Genomic DNA, 22343 nt, shown 5'->3' on the forward strand with positions numbered 1-22343 from the left:
GCGATTGGCATTGAGTCTCAAGTTTGATGCCAGTATTGAAAGCTTTGTTATTCATAACTTTATTCGCCCATACCGCGGCTTGTTCGCGGTATCCAGGCAATGCTTGGTAAATATTATGGTCAAATCAACCACATCGCTGTTCAGTACCCGACAAATTCGCAACTGTGAACAATTAATGCAGCAGCACTTGAGGTTTTCTGAAGAAGACCTGATGTTGAAGGCAGGATCTGGCGCATTTAAACTTTTACAAATGCAATACCCTGCTGTGAAAAAGCTGGTTGTGTTTTGCGGTGGCGGCAATAATGCAGGTGATGGCTATGTACTGGCTAAGCTTGCTCATGAGCAGGGCTATGCCGTGTTGATTAATCAGTTTAAGCCCACGGATCAGCTGCCTCCGGTTGCTCGTTTAATGGCTGAACGTGCTCAACAGGCTGGTGTGATTTTTCAATTTATGGAAGATACGCTGGATAATGATGCTGAACTGATTGTTGACGCACTACTGGGTATTGGCCTGGAAAATGATGTAAAAGAGCCTTTGCAGTCGGCAATTGACTTAATTAATGACAGTGGCTTACCCGTTTTATCTCTGGATTTGCCTTCGGGCTTACACGCCGATACCGGGGTCGCCCTTGGACATTGTGTCAGGGCTTCCTGCACTATTACTTTTATTGGTATTAAAACCGGATTAATGACAATGGATGGTCCGGATTACCGCGGACATTTGTTTCTTGATGAGCTGGATGGTGCTCCCTGTCTATCGCTAATTTCCCCTGCAGCAATTTTAATTGATGAAAGAGAATCCTTTAACCAGCTGGTTCCTCGCCGGAAAAATACGCATAAAGGCGATTTTGGCCATGTATTGATTATTGGTGGTGGAGAAGGCATGCCTGGCTCCGTTTGCCTTGCTGCACTGGCCGCGGCCAGATCGGGAGCGGGTCTGGTGACGGTGGCTACCAAACCTGAGCATGCCGGGCGTCCGGTGATGGGCTTGCCGGAAGCTATGATTCATGGCATCAGCTCGATTAAAGAAATAGAGCCATTAATTAAAAAGGCCAGCGTTTGTATAATTGGACCTGGACTTGGTACTGACAACTGGGCGATAGACCTGTTCAACGAGGTGATTGCCTCCCAATTGCCCATGGTCATTGATGCGTCGGCGCTTCGCATTCTCGCTGACAATCCCCAGCATGATGACAACTGGATATTAACACCCCATCCCGGTGAAGCAGCGGGTCTCCTGCATTGTAAGCTGAAAGATATTCAAAAGAACCGCTTTGAAGCCGTATGCCAATTACAACAGCAATATGGCGGTCAAATTGTATTGAAGGGCGTGGGATCGCTAATACGCACTGATGCGGCGCAAACCTATCTTTGCGCCCAGGGTAATCCGGGAATGGCAAGCGCTGGCATGGGTGATGCCCTAAGCGGTATCATCGCAGGGCTTATTGCGCAGAAATTCAGTCTGGCAGACGCTGCCCGTCTTGGCGTGTGGCTGCATGCGGCGGCAGCGGATTTAGCGGCAGAGGAAGAAGGGGAGAAAGGTTTGCTGGCCAGTGATATCATGCCTTTTGTCCGTCTGCTGGTGAATAATAAGATCCGCCTTAATCCAAAGGTCGGATTATAGTTGCCACGCAGTTATTACGATATAACTAATAGTTGAGAAGACTGGTTCATGCAGAAAAAAATACTTCACATAGAGTTAATTGATGAAAGTGCGACGCAAGAGACTGCTTCTTTATTAGCTGCCTGCATTCACTCTCCTTTAGTGATTAGCTTCAGTGGGGAAATCGGGGCTGGTAAAACCACATTTATCCGCGCCTTGCTGACTGAGCTGGGTGTAAAATCGATTATAAAAAGTCCTACTTTTTCTTTGGTAGAAAGTTATAATTGCAATTCCTGGCCAATACATCATTTTGATTTATATCGTATCCACGATGAAGATGAGCTTGAGTTTATTGGTTTTCGCGATTATTTTGATGACAATGCGATAATTTGTGTGGAATGGCCAGAGCGGGCAAGACATAGTATTAAAAGTCCGGATCTCTGGATAACACTCATGATAACTGGGAGCAGCCGTGAAATGATCATCGAATCGTTAAGTGCTGCTGGTGATAAGGTTTTGTTCTGCTTTGAAGGTAAAGAATGAAAATTCGGGTATTTATCCTTGGATTATTAACGCTTGTATCAGCAAGCTGTTTTGCTGCCAGATTACAATCAATTGAAATAAAAGAGCAAAACGGCAAAATGTCGCTTTTTTTTAGTCTTGACACTCCCATTGCACACAAAGTCTTCACTCTGACCAATCCCGATCGAGTGGTAGTCGATTTTGAGTCAACCGATCTGGTGTTCAATCTGAATCAACTGAAAGGGAATCAACTCATCAAACGGGTGAGAAGCGGCCGTCCCAATCCGCAAACCTTACGTCTGGTTTTTGAAGTGACTGATGTGGTGATGTTAAGAACCAGTCCCTGGGCTTCTTCAAAATCCAAACACGCATTCACCCTTGACTTATCTACCAATAATGGTCATGCGCAGGCTCCCAAACCGGTTAAGACGAGTACTAATTTAACGCCGCCAGCCCCTCCGGTGCGTCAGTTACCCGGCCGTTCTCTCAGAAATGTAGTGATTGTGCTTGATCCTGGGCATGGAGGAAAAGATCCAGGGGCTAAGGGGCCGCACCATAATTGGGAAAAGAATGTGACATTGGCTATCGCCAGTAAATTAAAGCATATTATTGATCGCCAGCCTGGTATGAGTGCTGTATTAACGCGCAAAGGGGATTATTATGTCGGGCTGCGCGAACGCCTTAATATCGCCAGAAAATATAATGGCGACGTATTTATCTCCATTCATGCCGATGCCTTTATCAATCAGCAATCCAATGGGGCCTCGGTATTTGCGTTATCTCAGCGCGGTGCCACTAGTGAAGCCGCTCGCTGGCTGGCGGAGAAAGAAAACTATTCCGAGCTTGGCGGTGTTAATCTGAAGGATCTTGATGACCAGAGTGGTCTGGTCCGAACAGTATTAATTGATTTATCGCAAACTGCGACCATTGGTGCAAGTCTTCATATGGGAGAAAGAGTATTACGAAATCTTGATACGATTACTCGTTTACATAATCGAAGAGTGGAGCAGGCCCGTTTTATGGTATTAAAGTCCCCGGATATTCCTTCGATTCTGATAGAAACCGGTTTTATTTCCAATCCTCAGGAAGAAAGTAATTTAACCAATGGAAACTATCAGGCCAGACTAACCCAGGCCATTTTCCAGGGAATAAAAGGCTATTTCTGGGATTACCCGCCGCATGGTACACAGATTGAGGCCTTGGCCAATAGCAAAGGGCAATTTCACCTGGTCCAGGCAGGCGAGTCACTGCCCAAAATTGCTGCCCGCTATAAAGTGTCTGTAGCCGCGTTGCAGGCGGCTAATCATCTGAATAATGGATCCATCAAAACAGGACAGCGTTTGACCATTCCTTCCGCCGTATCATGAGAATTCAGCAGTTACCTGTTGATGTCGCGAACCAGATTGCGGCAGGAGAGGTTGTTGAGCGGCCTGCTTCTATCGTAAAGGAGCTGCTGGAAAATGCCCTGGATGCCAAAGCCACCCAAATTGCTGTTGATATTGGCTGTGGCGGCCTGAATCACATCAAAATCAGTGACAACGGGATGGGTATTCTCGCAGAGGATTTACCTTTGGCCATTGCACCGCATGCCACCAGTAAAATTTCCTGTTTAAATGACTTGTATTCCATAACCAGTATGGGCTTTAGAGGCGAAGCTTTAGCCAGTATCGCTTCGGTTTCCAGGCTGAGTATCAGTTCAAAGCCGCCTAAGCAGGCGCATGCCATGCGTTGGGAGAGCAATACGCTGGTTCCCTGCGCAAGAAACCAGGGAACAACGGTTGATGTGCGAGATATATTTTATAATGCCCCAGTTCGTAAAAAATTCTTAAAGCCCGAACGCATTGAATTCCAGGCAATTGATACGGTTCTGAGACGTTTTGCGCTGGCAGCTCCTGAGATTGCAATACAGTTTAGTCATAATGGCAAATTGCTGTTAAATTTGATGCCAGCAGTTGATGAAGCAGGCCGCAGACAGCGTATTCAAAAAATTTTAGGCAAATCTTTTCTCGATCAATCCATTCATCTCGATAGTGAAATCAATGGCATAAGCCTGGAAGGTTTCATTAGTAATGTCGATTATCAGCGCAGCCAGGTGGATAAATTATGGATTTATCTGAATGGGCGAATAATCAAGGATAAGCTCTTAAATAATGCCATCCGTCAGGCATACGAGGAATATCTCTATGCCGGCAGGCATCCATCCTGTTTGCTGTATTTAAACATTGCAGCCAATCAGGTCGACGTGAATGTTCATCCTACAAAACATGAAGTGCGTTTTCAGCAGCCTCGCCTCATTCATGATTTTATCAGCTCACAAATTGCTGCTGTCCTGAAAAAATCCACGAACCAGGCAATTCCTGCCATCAGCCTGGCGGCTCCGGCCGCCACTTACGTCAGGGAAAGTCTGATTTTTCCCGTGATAGAAAAAGAGGATAGGTTATTAAAACAGTCTGGCGCTGAAAGATGGTATATTTTAGACCCTGCCCATGCGATTATTCTTGTTGATGAAAAGCCATATCTTGTGCATGGCTCGGCTTTACAGAAACAAAATCTGAAAAGGCAATTGCTGCAAAGCAATCTGCCTCTGCCTGCTCGTCCGCTGCTGGTCCCGGCAAAATATACTGTGGAATCAGACCGCTTTACTAAAATAGCAGAGGCGAAAGAACTACTCGAGCATGCAGGTATCCAGCTTGTCTTCCTGTCTGAATCGGAAATAATGGTTAGCTCTATTCCGCTAATGCTGCCCGATTTGAATATTAAGCAGTTTCTTGATTTATTTTGCACAGATTGTCCTTCCAGTTTTAGCGAAATGGTCGATTATCTAATGTCAGCCTATGAATTTTCCCTGTCGTTCACTTCCGATGAAATGAAGCAGGAATTATTTTTCTATTTAAAAAACCAATTAATGGAATCAGGTGATTTACGCGGGATTGCAACTCACCTGAGCGAGCAGCGTTGTCGAGATTTATTACATGCATAATCGGGTGTTCTGTCTTATGGGGCCAACCGCCTCAGGTAAAACTGCTTTAGCCAGTCAGCTGGTTCAGCAATTTCCTTTTGAAATTGTCAGTGTGGATTCTGCAATGATTTATCGTGAGATGAACATTGGCACAGCAAAGCCAGACGAGGACGAACTAGCTGGAGCACCGCATCATTTAATTGATATTCTCAATCCCAATGAAAGCTACTCAGCCGCCCGATTTTGTGACGATGTGATACCGCTTATTAATGCAATACGGGAACGCGGTAACTGGCCTTTGCTGGTGGGTGGAACGATGATGTATTTCAATGCGCTTCAGCAAGGGCTTTCGGAACTTCCTGTTGCTGATGACAGTTTACGCAGCGAATTATCCCAACGCATCGCAAGCGAGGGATTAGAGTCGCTGTACGCAGAGTTATTGACTGTAGATGCCGCCTCTGCCTCACGCATCCATGCCAATGATAGCCAGCGGATTCAGCGCGCCCTGGAAGTTTATTACACAACGGGAAAACCCTTATCAGCATTTCTGCAGCAACAGGATAAAAAACATCAGTTTTCGTTTATCAATTGGGGTCTTTTTCCTGATAATCGAGCCTGGTTACATGAACGGATTGCGATGCGTTTTGACCTTATGCTGGATCAGGGTTTTCTGGAGGAAGTGAAGCAGTTACAAAGTAAATGGTCTTTGACAATGGATTATCCCTCAATGCGTTGTGTCGGCTATCGTCAGGCCCTGAGCTATCTGGCCGGAGAGTACTCCTCGTTTGAGGAGTTTCGCATGAAAGGAATTGCTTCAACCCGGCAGCTCGCCAAACGGCAGTTGACCTGGCTAAGAAGCTGGGCGCAAATAGACTATTTCCCGCCTGAAGAAAGTAATACCATGCAGAAGGTCATAGCCAACATTCATAAAATAATGGATAATTCCTGAATTAACTTATCTACCCTAGTGTGATTAATGGAGAACTTCATGTCTGATACTAGCAATATTCCGGCAAGTACTGAAAAAATTTATATCGTTCATCCTGAAGACTTGCCTTTAAGTTGTCCTACCCATGAAATGATACTGTGGAATGCTCATCCCAAGGTATATCTGCCTATCGAGAAAACAGGCAAGGAAGTATGTCCTTACTGCGGCTCCATCTTTGTATTGCAAAATGAATCTGCTTAATTCAATTTCTGGCTGATGTCATGATTAAATCGATATGTATTGTGCGCCTGTCTGCTTTAGGCGATGTATTGATGCTGGTACCTCTGGTCAGACGTCTGCAGGACTGCTTACCGAATGTTTCAATCACCTGGGTTATTTCCCGGCCAGCTTATGATTTGGTTGAGGGAATGGATGGTGTGGAATTCCTTGTAATCAATAAACCCGACTCTATTGCTGATTATTGGCGCTTTTACAAACAAATGCGGGACAGAAGTTTTGATGTCTTACTGGCGCCTCAGGCAAGTTTTCGCGCTAATTTGCTTTACCCGTTAATCAAAGCAAAACGAAAAATTGGCTATGACGCCTTGCGTGCCAAAGATGGGCATGCCTGGTTTGTCAGGGAATCGATTGCCCCGGGTAATGATCATACTCTGGACGGATTTTTAAAATTTGCAGATGTGCTGGACATTCCTGAGTTAGCCCCGCGTTGGGATTTGCCAATTGCCGCAGCGGACTATGAATGGGCTGAAGATCATTTACCGAAACACGGGCCTCTCCTATTGGTCAATCCTGCTGCCAGCAAACCGGAAAGAAGCTGGCTGGTTGAGCGCTACATCACAATGATTCGATATGCACAGCATAAATGGAATGCTCAGGTAGTACTGACGGGTGGGCCAGGATCCTGTGACAGGGATCTGGCAAATCAGATTTTACAGGAAGTTGACTGTGTGGACCTGGTCGGTAAAACAAAACCCAAGCAGCTTCTTGCCGTAATCAGTAAAGCCAGTTTACTGGTTTGCCCGGATACAGGGCCCTCTCATATGGCTGCAGCTGTAGGTACACCGGTGATCGCTTTACATGCAGTGACCAGTGCAGATGTTTCAGGACCTTACACGTTTCGTCATCTGGCAGTAGATTGTTATCCAGAGGCGGTTACTTCCGTTTTGAATAAGTCAGCCGGGGAAAATGTCTGGGGAACGCATGCCCATGGGCCGGATACCATGAAGCTTATTACAGTGGAAGCCGTTATTAAAAGGTTGGATGAGGTGTTTCAGTCCACTGCTCTGACACGCAGTGATGTTAGCATTGTCGATGCATTACCGAGTTAATATTCACTTTAAGTGATTTTAATATAGCCACAATGTCCAAATGAAATTCGAAGCGAATTGCATAAAAACTCCAAAAAGTATAAAATTAGCAATATTACTCATTCCTATACAAAGCGGGGTTCTGGATGCCTTCTCTTTCATCTTCTCCTGAGGCTATCAGCCAATGGCTTCATTCCTTTGACCATCTTCAAGAAGATGAGAAAGCACACAGGGTTTCCGGTAGTGATGTGAAACGAGTGCTGGGATTATATGGTCTAAAAACTGCCCAGCATGTCCATGAGTTCCTTGAATCCCCTGAAGGCAAAGAAGTAAGAGTCAGAATTTACAAGGAAATCGCTGCTCATGAAGCGATTATGGATGCCATGCGTTTAAAGGCGCAAGATGATTTAATCAAGGCCCACCGTGCTTTGGCCTATCTTTTAATGCAGCTCTCTGCCAAAAAAGCAAAAGCGCGAAAAGACTATAACGCAGAACTTGATAGACAAATACAGAAGGATTTAGCGCGTAACAAAGTAGTTCATGAGCAGGGAGCGGTTAAACTGGAATTACCTGCTGGCAGAGAATGGGAACTAATGCTGGAGGCTTATGAAATATCGGAAGAGATTATCCATGTTGCATTGCAACACAGCCTTCTCGCTGCTGAGAAAGTTGAGGAAGAAATTGCGGAAATTGACCGCAAACAGCTCAAACTGACGCAGAAATATAATAGCTTACAGACTTTGCTTAATGAACACGATGCCTATCTGGAAACTATTTATCAGCAAGCCAATCCTGAACAAAGTATACAGCTAATTAATCGACGACTTGAGACCTTTAATCCAGTTCCTCAGAATAAATTAGTCGGAAAACGCATTCATCAGCAAGCGGCTGAAATACACAGGCAGCAGTTGGAGAATATACTGGGTGTTCTGAAAAATGAAAAACGGATGTATGACGTCTCTGGTAACAAAGTAATTGATTTCAGACAGGCCGCCTTCTTTGTGCCTTCTCATTGTCAATTGCGTATGCAAGACCAGCATATTTATCTCTTCGAGCATGAAAATGAGCTTACGAATCGTCCCGTCAGGACACCTCATTTGATAGATCGAGCTCATAAAATTGGATTGCATCAGCATCGTGATATGCTGGGTACTCAGCAATTGCTGTTAATGAAGCAGGCTCAGGATATGAGCCGGCTGGAAAAAAGAAGGAATGTGGCTGAAGAAAAGCGCTTAGACGTGCTTGAGGATGTTGCGAAATTCAGTAAAGCACTGATTGATATCCATGACGCCAAATTATTTGCGAGGGAGAGAGTCGCTGCCTACACATCCAATAATTACATTCCAAGGCCTCAGCCTGCTTTTCAGGAGGAAATGAAGGCAAGCTATGTACACATGCTTAGATTAATGAAATTGCAGCCAACCCCTCAGGTTATTGATAGTCTTAAAGCAACGGCAAAAGCAGCACAGGTTAAAGACCTGCCTTTGCAAACGGCGCTGAATGGGTTAAAACCGGGCTCGATAGTTCCACAGGAAACGATGAATCTTCTGAATCAGGGGGCGAGATTTTTCGGTGGTCCAATTCGTCCGCAGCCCCTTAATGGCGCAGTCCGGCCAGAGCTTAATCATCCTTTTGCGGGGCGTTAGTTAGCTGCGTAAAAGACCACACTCTACTAGACTAAGTGGAAGTCCTCTCTCTCAAGCTGGGAGAGGTTAGGGTCACTGCCATTAAGTTAAGGAATCATTGTAGGTTGGGCCCTTGGCCCACGCAAAGGGGTTGAGCCACACCAGAACTCAATGTTGTGCCAAGGGCACAACCTACATGCAGTTGCAGAATTTCACTAAATTAATGGCAGTGAGGGTTAGGGTGAGGGTTGATTTTTAAACCAGGGAGCAATCCTAGTGAAAATGGACTTCAGAAAAATATTAAAAAAAGTATGGGATAATTGGAATGAAGACAAAGTGGCTACTTTGTCTGCAGCATTATCCTATTACACCATCTTTTCAATAGCGCCTTTGTTGATTATTTCGATTGCCATAGCGGGTCTTGTGTTTGACCCCAGGATTGTCCAGCAAAACCTGCTGGCCCAATTGGGTGAAACCTTCGGAGAGGCGCCGGCTGAGCAAATCAGACTTATGATCTCAACAGTCAAACCCTCCACTCATCTTATCGCAAAACTGGTCTCAATCATTATTCTGCTATTTGGTGCATCCGGTTTTTTTGGTGCCTTACAAACTGGCTTGAACAATATATGGGGGGTGACTCCCCGTGCGGATAGAGGATTTTGGGGGCTGGTCAGTGATCGGTTTTTATCATTCACTTTAGTGCTTGGTGTAGGATTTCTTCTTCTGGTTTCATTGATAGTCTCTCTTCTTTTATCAATGATCAGTGCTGGCTTATTACAGCTTTTACCTCAGTTAGTCATTCTGGGTTACGGATTAAACATCATTATTTCTATGGCTGGAATAACCATTCTTTTTGCAATGATATTTAAAATCATCCCCGATGTATTATTGCAGTGGAGAGACGTCTGGCTGGGTGCTTTTCTGACTGCTTTAATGTTTACAATAGGCAAATTATTATTGGGACTATACCTTTCCCATTCCAATTTGGCAGAAGGATTTGGCGCATCGGGCGCGTTGATTCTCATTCTGGTCTGGATTTATTATTCCGCACAAATCTTGTTCACTGGAGCGGAATTTACTAAAGTGTATTTTCATGAAAAAAATAAAACGATTCATCCGGCTAAACATGCAAGACTGGTAAAATAAGCAATATCAGCCTTATCAGGATATAATGAATCTTTGTTCGGGAGGAATTATGAAAAGATATTCAATCCTTTTGTTTTCACTGCTGAGTGTTTGTTCTAACTCACCCTTTGCCAAGCAGTGTATTGATGCTCATCAGCTTTCCAGTATAGGAAAGGATATAAAGCAATATACTAAACAGTTATCCTGTCCATTAAACCTGAAATCCTCTGATATTAACTGGGTAATGGACCAGGAATTACCGAAGCTGATTAACAAGCAGTTTCTGGGTGTTGAACCTCCTGCGGATTGGCAGAACATGAGTAAGCTGTTAATACTTAGCTGTTATAGTGAAGGTGATCTCTGCGATGCAAAAATTCAAAAAGAGGTGGGGACTTGCCTCACTGCAAATGGTGCTCTTTTATTGGTCAAATATGGTTCCTGGCTGTCTGATAACTGTGAAGTACTGCAAAGCAATGTAGTGGATAAATGGCAGGAGAAGAAGGCTGTGGTGTATCAATTAATTGATGAAATATTTACACGAATAAAGCCGCCACTGAGTAACTAGTAAATTCGTGAGCAGTTACCAGTGAAACTGGCGTGTCCAGGGACACGCCATAGAAGGATATTTTAGGAAGAAGAGGCCGGATTTTGATAATCAGAATTATTGCTGCCTGCAGCCAGACCTGCATCGGGTTCTGCAGCGTGTGAATTTTGCAGTAGCAGAATAGTTTCTGTTAACAAAAGACGCTCTTGCTGCTGTCTGCTTAAATACATCTGATAGTTGATCTCGGCAAGTAAAACCGCAATTTCTTTTTGCACTGTGGCTGAGTTAGCGGTATTGATTTGCTCCACCCATTGTTGCTGAGTTTGTCCACCGCTGCTGCTTTGATTACTATTGAATAATCGCCAGGTAGCCATCGTATATTCACTTAAGGCCTGACTCGTCGTGTTACCTGAGGTTCCACTAAGATTTTGTGGCATGCGTTTGGACAAAATATAATAGAGATTACCAATTCCTACCGACACTTGCGCCGCGTAAGTGCGAAGACGAGTGAGATAATCGGTGAGTGTGGTCTGAGCCTGAATCTGATCCGAGGCTTCTGTATTTTTACTCAGATTTAAAGCCTTATTATAAAGTGAATCATAGGTATTTCTATCTGGCAGAGCGACCGGGTTAACCTGTCCGCTGGCATAGCGAATAAAGTTGGCGGCCTCCTGTACCTGATTATTGGCCGTTAAACCCTGGTTCTGTGAGTCATCGGAGACCAGCGGGGAAGAAGTTGTTGTCTGACCGCCAGAATTCGTGCTGAACAGCATTGGAGAAAGCAGAGCGTTGCTGTTCAACTGTGAAACCAGCCCTTGCGTATAAGAGCTATTAAAAAAATCATCGGTGGAGGGCAGGGTGCCTATCACGTTTGACATTACCAGACTGCGGTACAGATATTTACATTGCTGCTTCCAGGAGCCGTCATTGTTAACACAATAACTGCTGTTAGGGGTTGTCAGAATATTAAAAACTGCCTGGCTAACCGGATCTGACATATATTGCTTATTGGCTGTCTGATCAATCAGAGCGGAGGCACTGACGCCGCTTCCTGAGGTGCTGCCATAGGAAGGAAAGGTAGTTGCAGCCAGACTGTTAATAGTGCTGTTGCCCTGTGATCCGCCGTTCACAATGGGAGCGCCTTGTCCACTACTGCCATTGCTGGATGCCCCTGGTGAAAGCAGAGCACCGAGAAAGCTGTAATAGCTGGATAGTTGAGGGGCTAAATTATTTTGGGAGTTGATCAGCAAATTACTGAAAGTATCCGAGCCGCCCCCGCCCTGACTGCAAGTTCCTCCGGTAGTACAATACTGGGTGATGTCATAACCAAAATATTTTCCAAGATTTTGCAGATAGGTAGGCAAATCACTCTGGCCGCCGCCACCGGCGTCATCAAGGCCTCCTGTTGGAACATCAGCAATCACAGTCGATGAGCAGAGTAACAGTAAAACGGGTAAAGCCTGTTTCGGTTTCAATAGCATTTATTCTTCCCCTTCAAGAGCACGAGCAACTAGTTTTAAGCGATATTCTGAAAAAACGCGTCCCAGCAGACGCAGGCGTTCAAATGTAATATTTCTTTTCAGAAAGAAACCGGCCGGATCATGGCTGCCCAGGCTGGTTTCTTCCGCATGGATCAGAATACGCGATGCACTGCCTGGATGTACAGTATCTATGGCTTGTAAAAGTCTAAGGCCGCGTCCTGACTTGATATTTCCTGCCAATCGAATGAATGCATCCTCCTGGCCCAGCATTCCCATATCGATTTTATCGATGTCATCAAGCTCTTCACCGAGCTTTTTGATAGCTGCTTCCAATTCCGGATTTCCATCCATTGTCCAGTCTTCCACGCTTTCCATAAAGGTAATTACGCGGTAGATCATTGGATCCACATATTCAAACCAATATTGGGCTGAAGCTTCATGACTTAGATCAGGCATACATTTACTCTTTTTTTACTGTCAAACTAATTGATAGACTGGGGGCTATGTAACTACTATAGTATAGTAAGTGGTAGAAAAATCTAATACATAGAAAGTAAATTTTATGAAAAAAGTAAGTGACTCGCGGATAGGTACGATTATCAGAAGTATCTTCAATATTCGTTATTGGGTGGACTACGATCGTTTAAAATCCTTTACCGCTTATCTGGGTAATGGGTTTAAAAAAATGTTTGTTCCCCAGCAAAGCACAACGGGTGAATCCTTTAAACAGGCGGTACGTGAATTGCATTTGGATGACGCGGAATTGCTTGCCCGCCAGAAAGGGTTATATCGATTAAGTATTCTGATGGTCCTGATTGCCATATTCATGCTTGGATATACCGGCTACCATGTTTTATACGGTACCTGGAGATCGATATTACTGAGCGTTGTGGTGATGTTCATCGCGCTTGCTTTATCTTTCCGCTATCACTTTTGGTATTACCAGATTAAACATCGTAAACTGGGAGTTTCTATTAAGGAATGGTATCGGCAGGGTTTGTTAGGTGAAAAACATGAATAAAATAGTATTTGGTTTGCTTTCTGCATTCTTTCCCCTGTTAGCCCTTGCACAAGACAGTGGCAGCGGCGGAAGTAGTTCTATCAGTTTTGCTCCCCCGCCCAGTGATTATTCGGTTGTTTTTCTGGGAAATATTTTTGGAATCGTCGATGGGGTGCTGCATGGTACCGGCAGCCAGATTATGGGGACGATGTTTAGCGTATTCAACTCGGCTGTACTGGCTCTGGGCGGTATTATTATCATGTACACCCTGCTGGTATCCACTGTTAATACGGCCCATGAAGGCCAAATGCTTGGGCAGAAATGGTCATCCATTTGGGTTCCGTTGCGATCAACCTTTGGTCTGGCACTTTTAATACCCAAGGCGTCTGGTTACTGCCTGATGCAGATTTTCGTTATGTGGGTGGTCGTGCAGGGGGTGGGTGCGGCTGATAAAGTCTGGCAGGCTGCGTTAAGTTATCTGAACCGCGGAGGCGTGATAGTCCAGGCCCAGATGGATCCGATGAAATCGATTCTTGGAGACAATGGCAGTATCGCAACAGGGGCTACCGCGATTCTTGCAGGTCAGGTTTGTATGCTTGGGCTGCAGAATACTCTGACGAGTGTGCAACAGGGCTACAAAAATCAGGCAAGTAAAAATTCTGGTCCCTGTGTCAATGGACCCAGTAAGGAAATGCAGGATTTTTGTCAGGCCAATGTCCCTGATTTCCTTAATACAGTCAATGTGGTAACCCAGCAGAATAATAATCCGAATAATTCAAAACAAAGTGTTCCAATGCCGAATTTCGACTCGGATTCAGCCTATTCTTTTTTAAACGGTATTTGCGGAAAGATAGAGTGGAATGCCTATCCTGCCGATAAAATTACTACCATCCAAAAAAATATCTCTACTCTCGACAAAAATGAAATCGATACCGTAAAAATGTCTCGAGCCATTGCCATCCAGCAGATGTATCAGGATTTGTCGCAGGTGGCCACGGTGATGGTGAATAATGATCCCAAGTTGAACTCTTCAACCTATGCCAAAGCTAATAAGGATAATGAGTTCTCCAAGGTGGCTGTTCAGCAATATGGTGTTGCCTATATGTCCACAGGAGTTCCCTGCAGCAGTCCTGACAAGGATTGTATCTCCTGGGGCAGCGATTCGTCTTCTCAAAGCGCACCCCTGTTTAACGGTACTGAGTTTCAGGGCGCGGTATCGGATTATAATGGCATCATGCTGCCGACTTTAAATCTCTACACGCAGGCTACTGAAAGTAAAACCAAAGACAATGTAAGGGATTTTATTGCCAAGGCAGAGGCTCAGGGTTGGTTAATGGCTGGCAGTTATTTTATTGACCTGGCCAAGATTAACTCTTCCGATATCAAGTTGTCGAACCAAACCGATTCAGATTCCGGACTGGACAGCAGTTCAGCGGATATTAGTACCATGACCAATGCGTTTGGAGGCGATGGCACCTGTAAAGGGCAGTACTCTGAGTTATGTCAGTGGTATCAGGGCGATGATAAATATGTAAAACATATTGCCGGACTGATTGACGGCTCCACTGTATTGAACTCAGGATTGGACGTTCCCACCTTTAATTCAATAAGCCATAAGGCGGTAACCGGATTAGGGTCGTCTACAACCTACGGTTATATTAGCAATGCGTCTATGGTGCAATTACCGGGTCAGCCAGGGATTGTGACAGCACCCAAATTTGCTATGAAAATTAATATCACGTTCACGCCGTTCTACTTAAAACCGATGAGTTTTAGCTGTGGAAAAGTGCAGATCCTGTTCTTTGTATTCTGTTTGGGTGAAATGTTCGGTGTTCTGCTTTACAACGTCATCTTTGTGACGCTGTTTAATTTGTTCCTCTCCATGATGGCACAGATTATTAATATGGTCGTGTTGACCTTCCTCTCGGTTCCTCTACAGGGAATGGCGCAGATTTTTACCTATGGCGTATCGTTTATTCAGCAGCCCACGGTGAATCCGGTTATTGCGCTGGCCAATATGGGTGTGAACTATATCAATTTTGCCAATGAGCTGTGGATTTATCTGCTGATGTTGGCAATTACCAGTATATTAATTCCCTGGTTTGGTGTGTTCATATTCCCGCTGATTGCAATGGTAATGCCTTTACTGATTGCCTGGTTGGGCACGATGGTCAGTATAGGATTCACGACTGCCTATTTTATTCCCTTCCTGCCGTATATGATCTTCACCTTCGGTACGATGGGGTGGTTGATTGCGGTGATTGAGGCTATGGTGGCGGCACCGATTGTTGCACTTGGAATCACTCATCCTGAAGGTGAGGGCGCCTTTGGTAAAGGCGAGCAGGCCATCATGATTCTTATGAATGTCTTCTTACGGCCGGCAATGATGATTATTGGCTATATCGCTGCCATTGCGCTCTCCTATGTGGTCGTCTGGATCATTAATGCCGGCTTCTACAATGTGGTGACTTTCATTCAGGGGGATCCAAGCGGCTCGGCATTTAGTTACAGCAGCACTTCCGGTGATCCCAGTCAACAGGCGGGTGCAATTAATACCAGTACGGGATATACCGGTTGGGCGGGTATTTATGGGTTCTTTTTCTCAATTCTTGTTTATACCATGATGTACGTGACGGCTGTGACCAAGTCCTTTACCCTGATTACTTATCTCCCCGATAAGGTGTTACGATGGATTGGCGGTCAGGCTGAAGGCATTGGTCAGGAAACCTCACAATGGGCTGAAGAACCCAAGAAGCAGATAAGTGACGCGGGTTCGAGCACAGCTAAAGCGGCTCAGCAGATTGATAAACAACTCAGCGGTTACGCGATGAAGGGCGTCAAAAAAGCCGCCAGTGCGGTCAGCTCGCCTGGAGCGAATGTGGAAGCAACTCAAGGCGGAGAATAATAATTTCCGCCCTGGAAGGAAGTCTCGAATTACAGGCAGGTTGAGCCTCTGCCGAATGGCACTTACTTAAGGAGAAAGTCGTCGCTTGTCATCCCTCACTACGTTGGGGTGACGTGCTCCTGTTATTCCCTTTGGTATTCTTTGGTTCCAGCAATAATCAGCTTATATACCCGTTCACTGATAATTCCTTGTTCAAACTTGTTACGGGCATCAACCGTCATTAACTGTCCTTTCTGACGAACCAGTTTTCGTGTCAGGGAAGTGACCTCATTGGGATCTCCTTCCAGTAGAGTATCGCGGACTTCTTCATCGAAAACTAAATATTCTCTCAAGGCCACCCGTTTTTCATCTACGGTAGGAACCAGCTTCTGCCAGATACAGAGCCGGATGGTTTCAAGAATATCGATGGTTCGTCCTAAACGCTCCTCACCGCTAAATGAGGTTACCAGTCGGCGCATGGTTTCAGCAACGCCGGAGGTATGCAGGGTGGTATACACTGGGTGACCGGTCAATGCCGCCTCTAAAGCCGCACTGATTGTTGCCGCATCACGACACTCTCCCACCATAATCAGACGTGGTTTTCTACGAAGCGCATTACGAACGCCATCAGCGAAATCGGGTAGGTGGCGGGGAATTTCAGACTGGCTGACCACAGCCGAAATTGTTTCAATCTCATCAAACACAAACTCGATAGGCGACTCATACGTGAGAACTTTTCGATTGGAGTCCTGATTCTCAATAAGTTCGCGAATAATTGAGGCAAGCAGGGTGGATTTACCAGAGCCGGTTGCGCCAGTGATAAAGACAATCCCTTCCTGTGGTGCTATAGACTCGAGAATGTTATCAGGAAGCCCCATTGTTTCCAGTCTTGGCGGGGTAGTCGGAATTGTCCGCAAGGTGATTTGGATAGCATCATGCCCCTCGACCAGACAAGCTGTGGCATTGACCCGGTAACGATAACGCACGCCGCGGTTGGGTCGGAATTCATAATGGGTATCGATATCCTTACCTGATAATAACTGGGTGGTGGCGTTAGGGCCATATATGGAATTAATCAGGTCACCCAGCTCGGTATTGGATAAAGTGCGGTTAGTAATTTTTAAAAGTCGGCCATATACCTCAGCAAAGATAGGCGAGCCGGTCTGAATAGTGATATCTGAGGCATGCAGGCTCTCCGCATGCTCTAACATTTTGTCCATAAAAATGGGCGTGAATCGGGTAGGTTCATCTGGCATCAGACTAATGTTACTCATATGCAAATCCTGAAATTGAAAAGTGGACGTTTTTGTTGCTCTGTTGAGCTGTATTGGCAGCGTTTGCGCTAATTTTTGCACGAATAGCCTGGTACAGTGTGCGCAGCTAGCTGCTTTTAATTATTACAAAGCTATTGTAGTTAATTGTAGACATTCCAGCCCGGGGTCTCAACTTTGCTTGTCATCCCGAACGTAGTGAGGGATCTCCCTTGCATAGAGCAGTGCATATCAAGGAGATCCCTCATTACGTTCGGGATGACGTGCTAAAGTATGTGCCAAGGCTCAGCTTGCAATTAATTCACCGGAGCAATTACTGGCTGCCATGCTTTGCTTGTCACTGTGATATTGGTGTTTTGTGCGAGCTTATCCATATTTTTGAATTGCTCCAGAGCATTTTCGTCTTTCTCTACAGCTGCACGCCACTCTTTGCTGTTTATATTAAGGCCGGGTAGTGCTGTGATACGCAATACGCGATCATCAATATGAATTTCTGAAGCATCTCCGGTAACCCCTAGTTCGGTATGGGATACGAAAGGAGGTGAAACCATGTTCATTGCCAGCAGTTTTCGGTAAAGAATCATTCCGCTAAAATCTTCCTTGATACGGGCCACGCTTTCTTCAAGGATGGTATTTGCCTGATCAACGCCGTTTTTCCAGCCTTTTTCTATATACGCTACCCAGATAGCTCTTTCTTCCCTGCATTTAGGCAGCAGGCTCACATGCGGTGTTTCTGGTTTTTTGTAATCCATCCACAAGTACTGGCGCCAGGTGGGAGGTGTTGTTACAAAATGAGCTTGTTTGGAAACTTTATATACTCTATCCGAAACACGGATAGTTTGCAGATCAGCAAGATTTAAAGTATTACGGCCTTCCAGCAGGACAGGAGGCAGGATATTGTTCTCGAGAATCAATGAGTTAAAATCATATACTGCGTCCAGAGTTCGCTGTTGTCGGGTTAATTCGTCATTAATCTGACAGGCTCTCCAGGCTAGTCCTGATTGAGCGCCTAGGCTCAAAGCCGTTTCCTTGAGAGCCATTTCCCTGATTTTACCAACGCTTTGCGTGCCACGGGCATTTGCAGGGCCTGTGTTTCCCATCGCAATAAGCCCTGGCAGTGTGCTGGTATCAATTACCGTTACTGTGGATCGATGTGCGCATGCTGCCACCAAAAGGGTCAAACAGCAAACACTTAAACTAGGAATAAATTTTGACATATCGTAATTCAACTACCTGACTGTTTGGATAAACATGTATGTTCGCCTTGTGTTTGGCCTGATAATCAATGTTTCGTAATATTTCGGCAAGGCTCTGATCTTTGGCATTCAGACTTATAAGTACTGGAATAGCGGGTTCAGGACCCAGTACTCTTAAACGATAGTGAGCAGCTTTCGCAATACGTGCGGTCAATTCCTCAATGGGGCCAGACCAGTCCACTGAAGCTCTGGCTTGCAGATTGTAGGCATTGGGAATAGTGAGAGTATTATCCCCATGCGGCGGAACGATGCTCTTTTCAACTCTGGTCATCTGAAGCATGGAATCGCTTATGGACGAAGCGGCTTCAGCAAGTTTAATCGTTGCATCATCGCTTGGATCATTTAGAGGCGGCTTTTTATAAATGCCTGTTCCTTTACAGGCCTGCAGCAAGATAGCAGTTGCAATCAATAGTGCCAATTTTTTGTTCATTATTTGTTCGGCTATTTAATGGATCAGTACTGTAATGATTGAAACAGGAGGCTGTCACCTTGTCAAGAATTACCGTACATTTTCAAATGTAAAATAGAACTCTGGTAGCTTCCTGCGAGCGCAGCAGTTTGCTTAAGATGAATTCTAGGAGTATAAACTATGATCATAGTCGTTCATAAAGCGAGAAAATGACCTGCCCGGCCTGTTTATTTTTTAAGACTTCCCATTGAGTATTGTCCAGATTCAGGGGCTCAGGAGACTCTACATAAAGCAAGCCTCCTGGAGCTAACATTCTGTTTTTTGCAATAATATCAATGCATTCTTCCTGAAGGCGACTGGCAAAAGGCGGATCAAGAAAAATGAGATCAAACGGTTCCTTGCAATGTTTGAGATAGTGACGGGTATCACCATGAATAATCTCAACTCCCTTTGCCGAAATACTGGCTGCGGTTTTTCTGAGTTGCTCAAATACAGGCTTGGCCGACTCTACGAAAACAACATGAGCCGCCCCGCGGGACAAAGCCTCAAACCCCAGTGAACCACTGCCGGCAAACGCATCCAGACAGCGTTTACCGTGCAGGGAATTCATTAACCAGTTAAACAGCGTTTCCTTTACCCGATCAGGGGTTGGCCTTAAACCTTCCACATCCGGGAAGCTGATTTTCTTTCCGCGGAAGTGACCGCCGATAATTCTTACCGTATTTTTCACATTTTCCCTACACTGACTAGCAACATGCGCTCTGGATGAATGGTCATATCAAAGGCTTTCCTGATGTCTTCCGCTGTTACCGCTTCGATGTGTGCCACATAGGTATCCAGATAGTTATCCGGGAGATTATAAAATGTCATACGCAAAAGCATACCGGCGATATTGGAATTACTTGACAGGGATAAGGGGAAGCTGCCTGTCAGATATTGTTTGGCAGCATTTAGCTCATCATCAGTCGGGCCGGACTTCAGAAAATCATTTAATGTATCCTGAGTCATCTTCAGCGCTTGTTTTGCCTGATTATTCTGCGTTGAAAAACTAATCATGAACGGACCATTGCCCGGCATCGGCATAAATTGGCTGCTGATTCCATAGGTTAAACCATTTTTCTCACGGATCTCGGTCGACAAACGTGAAACCAGTGAGCCGCCACCAAGAATATAGTTTCCTACCATTAACGGGAAATAATCGGGGTTATCGTGCTGGATACCGATTTGCCCTAATTTCAAAACCGTTTGCGAAGATGAAAAATCAAAATTGACTTGTTCTGCTCCTGCAAGCGGTGCAGATTTAGCGATTGCGGGGCTTTTAACTCCGGCAGGGATATTTTTAACCAGACTATCCGCAATTTCATGCGCTTGCTGGCTGCTGATAGCTCCCACCATTACAATGACTGCATTATTGGCGACATAATATTTTTTATAAAAATCCCTTACTTGCCAGTTAGAAATTTTCTTCACTGATTCAACGGTGCCGTTCACGGGATGCCCATAGGGATGATTTTTATAAAGCTTGCTGAAAAACAGGTTATTGGCAATATCTGCTGGTGACTCCTGGGCTTGGGTGATTGCAATAATCTGCTGATTTTTTTCTCTGTTGAAAGCATCTTGTCTGAAGTTGGGCTTATTAACGATGAGGTTAAATGTATCCAGTGCTTCATTTAGTGCAGGCAGGCTGGTCAGGGTTTTCAGACGTACGATAGCCATGTCGCGGCTGACTTCACTATCAAACTGGGCGCCGGTATTTGCTATTTTCTCAGCGATCTGATTGGCGTCCAGATTACTGTTTCCCTGATCCAGCAAGCGATTGGTCAGGGCTGCCAGACCAAAAAAATTATTGTCATAGGCAGAGCCCGCTGCAAAAGCGATGCTGATATCCAGCATGGGAACCTCGTTAGCCTGATAAAAGACCACACGGGCTCCGTTGCTGGTATTCCATTTTTCAGTTTTGAATGAGGCGGCCTGTGCACACAAACTTAGACTGCTGATGAGTAAAGCGGCTAAAAAATAAATTGTTTTCATTGTAATTCCTTGGACTGCAATAAGGGATACAAACGGGCTTCCGTAATCGTATTCTCATTTAAATAACGTTGAGCTGCTTCCTGAATCTGAGCGGGTGTTATTGCCTGTATTTTGGTTGTATAACTCTCGGCTGTTTCTGAACCCAATCCAATCGTTTCCAGTAAACCCAATTCCATCGCCTGGCCGAAGATAGAATCTTTCTCGAATGTTTTCTGGGCGATAATTTGCGTTTTAATACGATTTAATTCGACTTCATTGACGGGTTCGGTTTGCAGGCGGTGAATTTCACGCAGCAAAGCGGTTTTTAATTCATCCATAGTATGGTTTTGAGTGGGTATTCCAAAAAGGACGAATTGCGTTTGATATCGGTTGTATAAATTGTAATAGATATCTACATTGCTGGCGAGGTGGTTGCCACGAACCAGGTTTTTGGCAAATCTTGAGCTTTCTCCCGCGTCCAGAATACCGGCTATGACTTCCAGGGCATAAGGTTCCCAGTTAGTGTTGGCTGTTTTTACAGTGGGTACCGAATATCCGAACATAAGCATTGGCAGTTTGGCGGGTGCATGAATGGCCACTGATTTAGCTCCTAAATTGGGCGGTTCCAGTTGTGATTTTCTGACAAAACTGGGTTTTTTCTTTAACTGGCCGAAATATAATTTCGCAAGTTCATGCACTTTTTCAGGATTGACATCCCCGACCACCACCAGCGTCGCATTGTTTGGAGTGTAAAAGCTTTGATACCAGGCACGGGCATCATTGACGTTCATTTGCTGCAAATCAGTCATCCAGCCAATAACCGGATGATGGTAGGGGGCAGCCAGATGGGCGGTCGCCAGATAACGCTCAAAGGTCAGCGCCTGCGGATTGTCGTCAGTACGCATGCGCCGCTCTTCCTGAATGACCTTGATTTCTTTGGAAAATTCATTGGGGTCCAGGACCAGATTCTGCATGCGATCGGCTTCCAGCTCAAAGGCAATGGGAAGCTGAGAGGCCGAAATTTTTTCAAAATAAGCCGTATAATCGGTATTGGTGAAGGCATTTTCCTGGCCTCCAATACCCGCGATTGTTTTTGAAAACATGCCGATAGGATACTTTTTGGTGCCTTTGAACATCAGATGTTCCAGTGCGTGAGAGACGCCGGTAATACCTCCGGGCTCATCTGCGGAACCCACATTATACCAAACCATCACGACGGCCACAGGCGCGCGATGATCTTCCTTAACAATTACCTTCAATCCATTGTCCAAAGTAAATTTTTGCACGCCGCTCATGGCAAGAGTGGATAGCAAGGTAAAGAAAATTGCAAATACAAGACGCATGGATTAACTCCCGGCGAAAAAAGGTGATAGAATTCCATATTTCCTCTCTTTTGTA

20 protein-coding genes are annotated in these 22343 nt (G+C 45.1%); 12 read left to right on the forward strand and 8 right to left on the reverse strand.

What is annotated here, in order from left to right:
* Window positions 1–115 precede the first annotated feature (115 nt).
* From LXA66_RS01250 to LXA66_RS01295, 10 genes are all read left to right on the forward strand, one after another.
* Window positions 116–1624: an NAD(P)H-hydrate dehydratase gene (locus tag LXA66_RS01250; RefSeq protein ID WP_370637153.1), complete on the forward strand. Its 1509-nt coding sequence runs from the start codon at window positions 116–118 to the stop codon at window positions 1622–1624.
* A 48-nt stretch (window positions 1625–1672) separates the two neighbouring features.
* Window positions 1673–2146, forward strand: a complete 474-nt coding sequence (gene tsaE, locus LXA66_RS01255) for a tRNA (adenosine(37)-N6)-threonylcarbamoyltransferase complex ATPase subunit type 1 TsaE (RefSeq protein WP_233011597.1) — start codon at window positions 1673–1675, stop codon at window positions 2144–2146.
* Window positions 2143–3492 (forward strand): N-acetylmuramoyl-L-alanine amidase, encoded by a 1350-nt coding sequence (locus LXA66_RS01260; protein WP_233011598.1) that lies wholly within the window; start codon window positions 2143–2145, stop codon window positions 3490–3492. The genes tsaE and LXA66_RS01260 overlap by 4 nt, the downstream gene beginning before the upstream one ends.
* Window positions 3489–5105, forward strand: coding sequence for a DNA mismatch repair endonuclease MutL (mutL, locus tag LXA66_RS01265; protein WP_233011599.1), 1617 nt, complete (start codon window positions 3489–3491; stop codon window positions 5103–5105). The genes LXA66_RS01260 and mutL overlap by 4 nt, the downstream gene beginning before the upstream one ends.
* Entirely contained in the window at window positions 5098–6033 is a 936-nt protein-coding gene (gene miaA / locus LXA66_RS01270) for a tRNA (adenosine(37)-N6)-dimethylallyltransferase MiaA (RefSeq protein WP_233011600.1), read from the forward strand. Before mutL ends, miaA begins: the two co-directional genes overlap by 8 nt.
* A gap of 39 nt (window positions 6034–6072) precedes the next feature.
* A complete protein-coding gene (locus tag LXA66_RS01275) occupies window positions 6073–6273 on the forward strand; it encodes a zinc-finger domain-containing protein (protein WP_058507807.1) in 201 nt (66 codons plus the stop codon).
* Between the two features lie 20 nt (window positions 6274–6293).
* A complete protein-coding gene (locus LXA66_RS01280) occupies window positions 6294–7361 on the forward strand; it encodes a glycosyltransferase family 9 protein (protein WP_233011601.1) in 1068 nt (355 codons plus the stop codon).
* A 125-nt stretch (window positions 7362–7486) separates the two neighbouring features.
* Window positions 7487–8986, forward strand: a complete 1500-nt coding sequence (locus LXA66_RS01285) for a hypothetical protein (RefSeq protein ID WP_233011602.1) — start codon at window positions 7487–7489, stop codon at window positions 8984–8986.
* A 261-nt stretch (window positions 8987–9247) separates the two neighbouring features.
* Entirely contained in the window at window positions 9248–10111 is an 864-nt protein-coding gene (locus LXA66_RS01290; RefSeq protein ID WP_233012047.1) for a YihY/virulence factor BrkB family protein, read from the forward strand.
* 49 nt (window positions 10112–10160) lie between these two features.
* Window positions 10161–10655, forward strand: coding sequence for a hypothetical protein (locus tag LXA66_RS01295; protein WP_233011603.1), 495 nt, complete (start codon window positions 10161–10163; stop codon window positions 10653–10655).
* Between the two features lie 62 nt (window positions 10656–10717).
* Here the strand turns inward: LXA66_RS01295 and icmX are convergent, their stop codons facing one another.
* A complete protein-coding gene (gene icmX, locus LXA66_RS01300) occupies window positions 10718–12115 on the reverse strand; it encodes a type IVB secretion system protein IcmX (protein WP_133139324.1) in 1398 nt (465 codons plus the stop codon).
* A complete protein-coding gene (gene icmW, locus LXA66_RS01305; RefSeq protein ID WP_112220046.1) occupies window positions 12116–12571 on the reverse strand; it encodes a type IVB secretion system protein IcmW in 456 nt (151 codons plus the stop codon).
* Between the two features lie 106 nt (window positions 12572–12677).
* Between icmW and icmV the strand changes: the two genes are divergently transcribed.
* The gene (gene icmV, locus LXA66_RS01310) at window positions 12678–13136 is read left to right on the forward strand and encodes a type IVB secretion system protein IcmV (RefSeq protein WP_112220045.1); all 459 of its coding nucleotides are present in this window, start codon (window positions 12678–12680) and stop codon (window positions 13134–13136) included.
* Window positions 13129–16020: a type IVB secretion system protein DotA gene (gene dotA / locus LXA66_RS01315; protein ID WP_233011604.1), complete on the forward strand. Its 2892-nt coding sequence runs from the start codon at window positions 13129–13131 to the stop codon at window positions 16018–16020. Before icmV ends, dotA begins: the two co-directional genes overlap by 8 nt.
* A gap of 122 nt (window positions 16021–16142) precedes the next feature.
* Here dotA and dotB read toward each other — a convergent pair whose 3' ends face one another.
* From dotB to LXA66_RS01345, 6 genes are all read right to left on the reverse strand, one after another.
* Window positions 16143–17255, reverse strand: a complete 1113-nt coding sequence (gene dotB, locus LXA66_RS01320) for a Dot/Icm type IV secretion system ATPase DotB (protein ID WP_172458292.1) — start codon at window positions 17253–17255, stop codon at window positions 16143–16145.
* Window positions 17256–17566: 311 nt separating this feature from the next.
* Entirely contained in the window at window positions 17567–18487 is a 921-nt protein-coding gene (locus tag LXA66_RS01325; RefSeq protein ID WP_058507800.1) for a type IV secretion system DotC family protein, read from the reverse strand.
* The gene (dotD, locus tag LXA66_RS01330) at window positions 18468–18956 is read right to left on the reverse strand and encodes a type IVB secretion system lipoprotein DotD (protein WP_058507799.1); all 489 of its coding nucleotides are present in this window, start codon (window positions 18954–18956) and stop codon (window positions 18468–18470) included. Before dotD ends, LXA66_RS01325 begins: the two co-directional genes overlap by 20 nt.
* Before the next feature lie 163 nt (window positions 18957–19119).
* The gene (gene rsmD, locus LXA66_RS01335) at window positions 19120–19665 is read right to left on the reverse strand and encodes a 16S rRNA (guanine(966)-N(2))-methyltransferase RsmD (RefSeq protein ID WP_233011605.1); all 546 of its coding nucleotides are present in this window, start codon (window positions 19663–19665) and stop codon (window positions 19120–19122) included.
* On the reverse strand, window positions 19662–20966 hold the full coding sequence (locus LXA66_RS01340; RefSeq protein ID WP_255665005.1) for a pitrilysin family protein: 1305 nt from the start codon (window positions 20964–20966) through the stop codon (window positions 19662–19664). The genes rsmD and LXA66_RS01340 overlap by 4 nt, the downstream gene beginning before the upstream one ends.
* Window positions 20963–22288, reverse strand: a complete 1326-nt coding sequence (locus LXA66_RS01345) for a pitrilysin family protein (protein ID WP_233011607.1) — start codon at window positions 22286–22288, stop codon at window positions 20963–20965. Before LXA66_RS01345 ends, LXA66_RS01340 begins: the two co-directional genes overlap by 4 nt.
* Window positions 22289–22343: the final 55 nt, after the last annotated feature.

It is taken from the genome of Legionella sp. 16cNR16C (genome assembly GCF_021297775.1).
Lineage (GTDB): Bacteria > Pseudomonadota > Gammaproteobacteria > Legionellales > Legionellaceae > Legionella_C > Legionella_C quinlivanii_A.

Coding starts and splice junctions, on each gene's coding strand:
- LXA66_RS01250 (WP_370637153.1), top strand. CDS start 116: ATGGTCAAATCAACCACATCGCTGTTCAGTACCCGACAAATTCGCAAC.
- tsaE (WP_233011597.1), top strand. CDS start 1,673: ATGCAGAAAAAAATACTTCACATAGAGTTAATTGATGAAAGTGCGACG.
- LXA66_RS01260 (WP_233011598.1), top strand. CDS start 2,143: ATGAAAATTCGGGTATTTATCCTTGGATTATTAACGCTTGTATCAGCA.
- mutL (WP_233011599.1), top strand. CDS start 3,489: ATGAGAATTCAGCAGTTACCTGTTGATGTCGCGAACCAGATTGCGGCA.
- miaA (WP_233011600.1), top strand. CDS start 5,098: ATGCATAATCGGGTGTTCTGTCTTATGGGGCCAACCGCCTCAGGTAAA.
- LXA66_RS01275 (WP_058507807.1), top strand. CDS start 6,073: ATGTCTGATACTAGCAATATTCCGGCAAGTACTGAAAAAATTTATATC.
- LXA66_RS01280 (WP_233011601.1), top strand. CDS start 6,294: ATGATTAAATCGATATGTATTGTGCGCCTGTCTGCTTTAGGCGATGTA.
- LXA66_RS01285 (WP_233011602.1), top strand. CDS start 7,487: ATGCCTTCTCTTTCATCTTCTCCTGAGGCTATCAGCCAATGGCTTCAT.
- LXA66_RS01290 (WP_233012047.1), top strand. CDS start 9,248: ATGGACTTCAGAAAAATATTAAAAAAAGTATGGGATAATTGGAATGAA.
- LXA66_RS01295 (WP_233011603.1), top strand. CDS start 10,161: ATGAAAAGATATTCAATCCTTTTGTTTTCACTGCTGAGTGTTTGTTCT.
- icmX (WP_133139324.1), bottom strand. CDS start 12,115: ATGCTATTGAAACCGAAACAGGCTTTACCCGTTTTACTGTTACTCTGC.
- icmW (WP_112220046.1), bottom strand. CDS start 12,571: ATGCCTGATCTAAGTCATGAAGCTTCAGCCCAATATTGGTTTGAATAT.
- icmV (WP_112220045.1), top strand. CDS start 12,678: ATGAAAAAAGTAAGTGACTCGCGGATAGGTACGATTATCAGAAGTATC.
- dotA (WP_233011604.1), top strand. CDS start 13,129: ATGAATAAAATAGTATTTGGTTTGCTTTCTGCATTCTTTCCCCTGTTA.
- dotB (WP_172458292.1), bottom strand. CDS start 17,255: ATGCCAGATGAACCTACCCGATTCACGCCCATTTTTATGGACAAAATG.
- LXA66_RS01325 (WP_058507800.1), bottom strand. CDS start 18,487: ATGTCAAAATTTATTCCTAGTTTAAGTGTTTGCTGTTTGACCCTTTTG.
- dotD (WP_058507799.1), bottom strand. CDS start 18,956: ATGAACAAAAAATTGGCACTATTGATTGCAACTGCTATCTTGCTGCAG.
- LXA66_RS01340 (WP_255665005.1), bottom strand. CDS start 20,966: ATGAAAACAATTTATTTTTTAGCCGCTTTACTCATCAGCAGTCTAAGT.
- LXA66_RS01345 (WP_233011607.1), bottom strand. CDS start 22,288: ATGCGTCTTGTATTTGCAATTTTCTTTACCTTGCTATCCACTCTTGCC.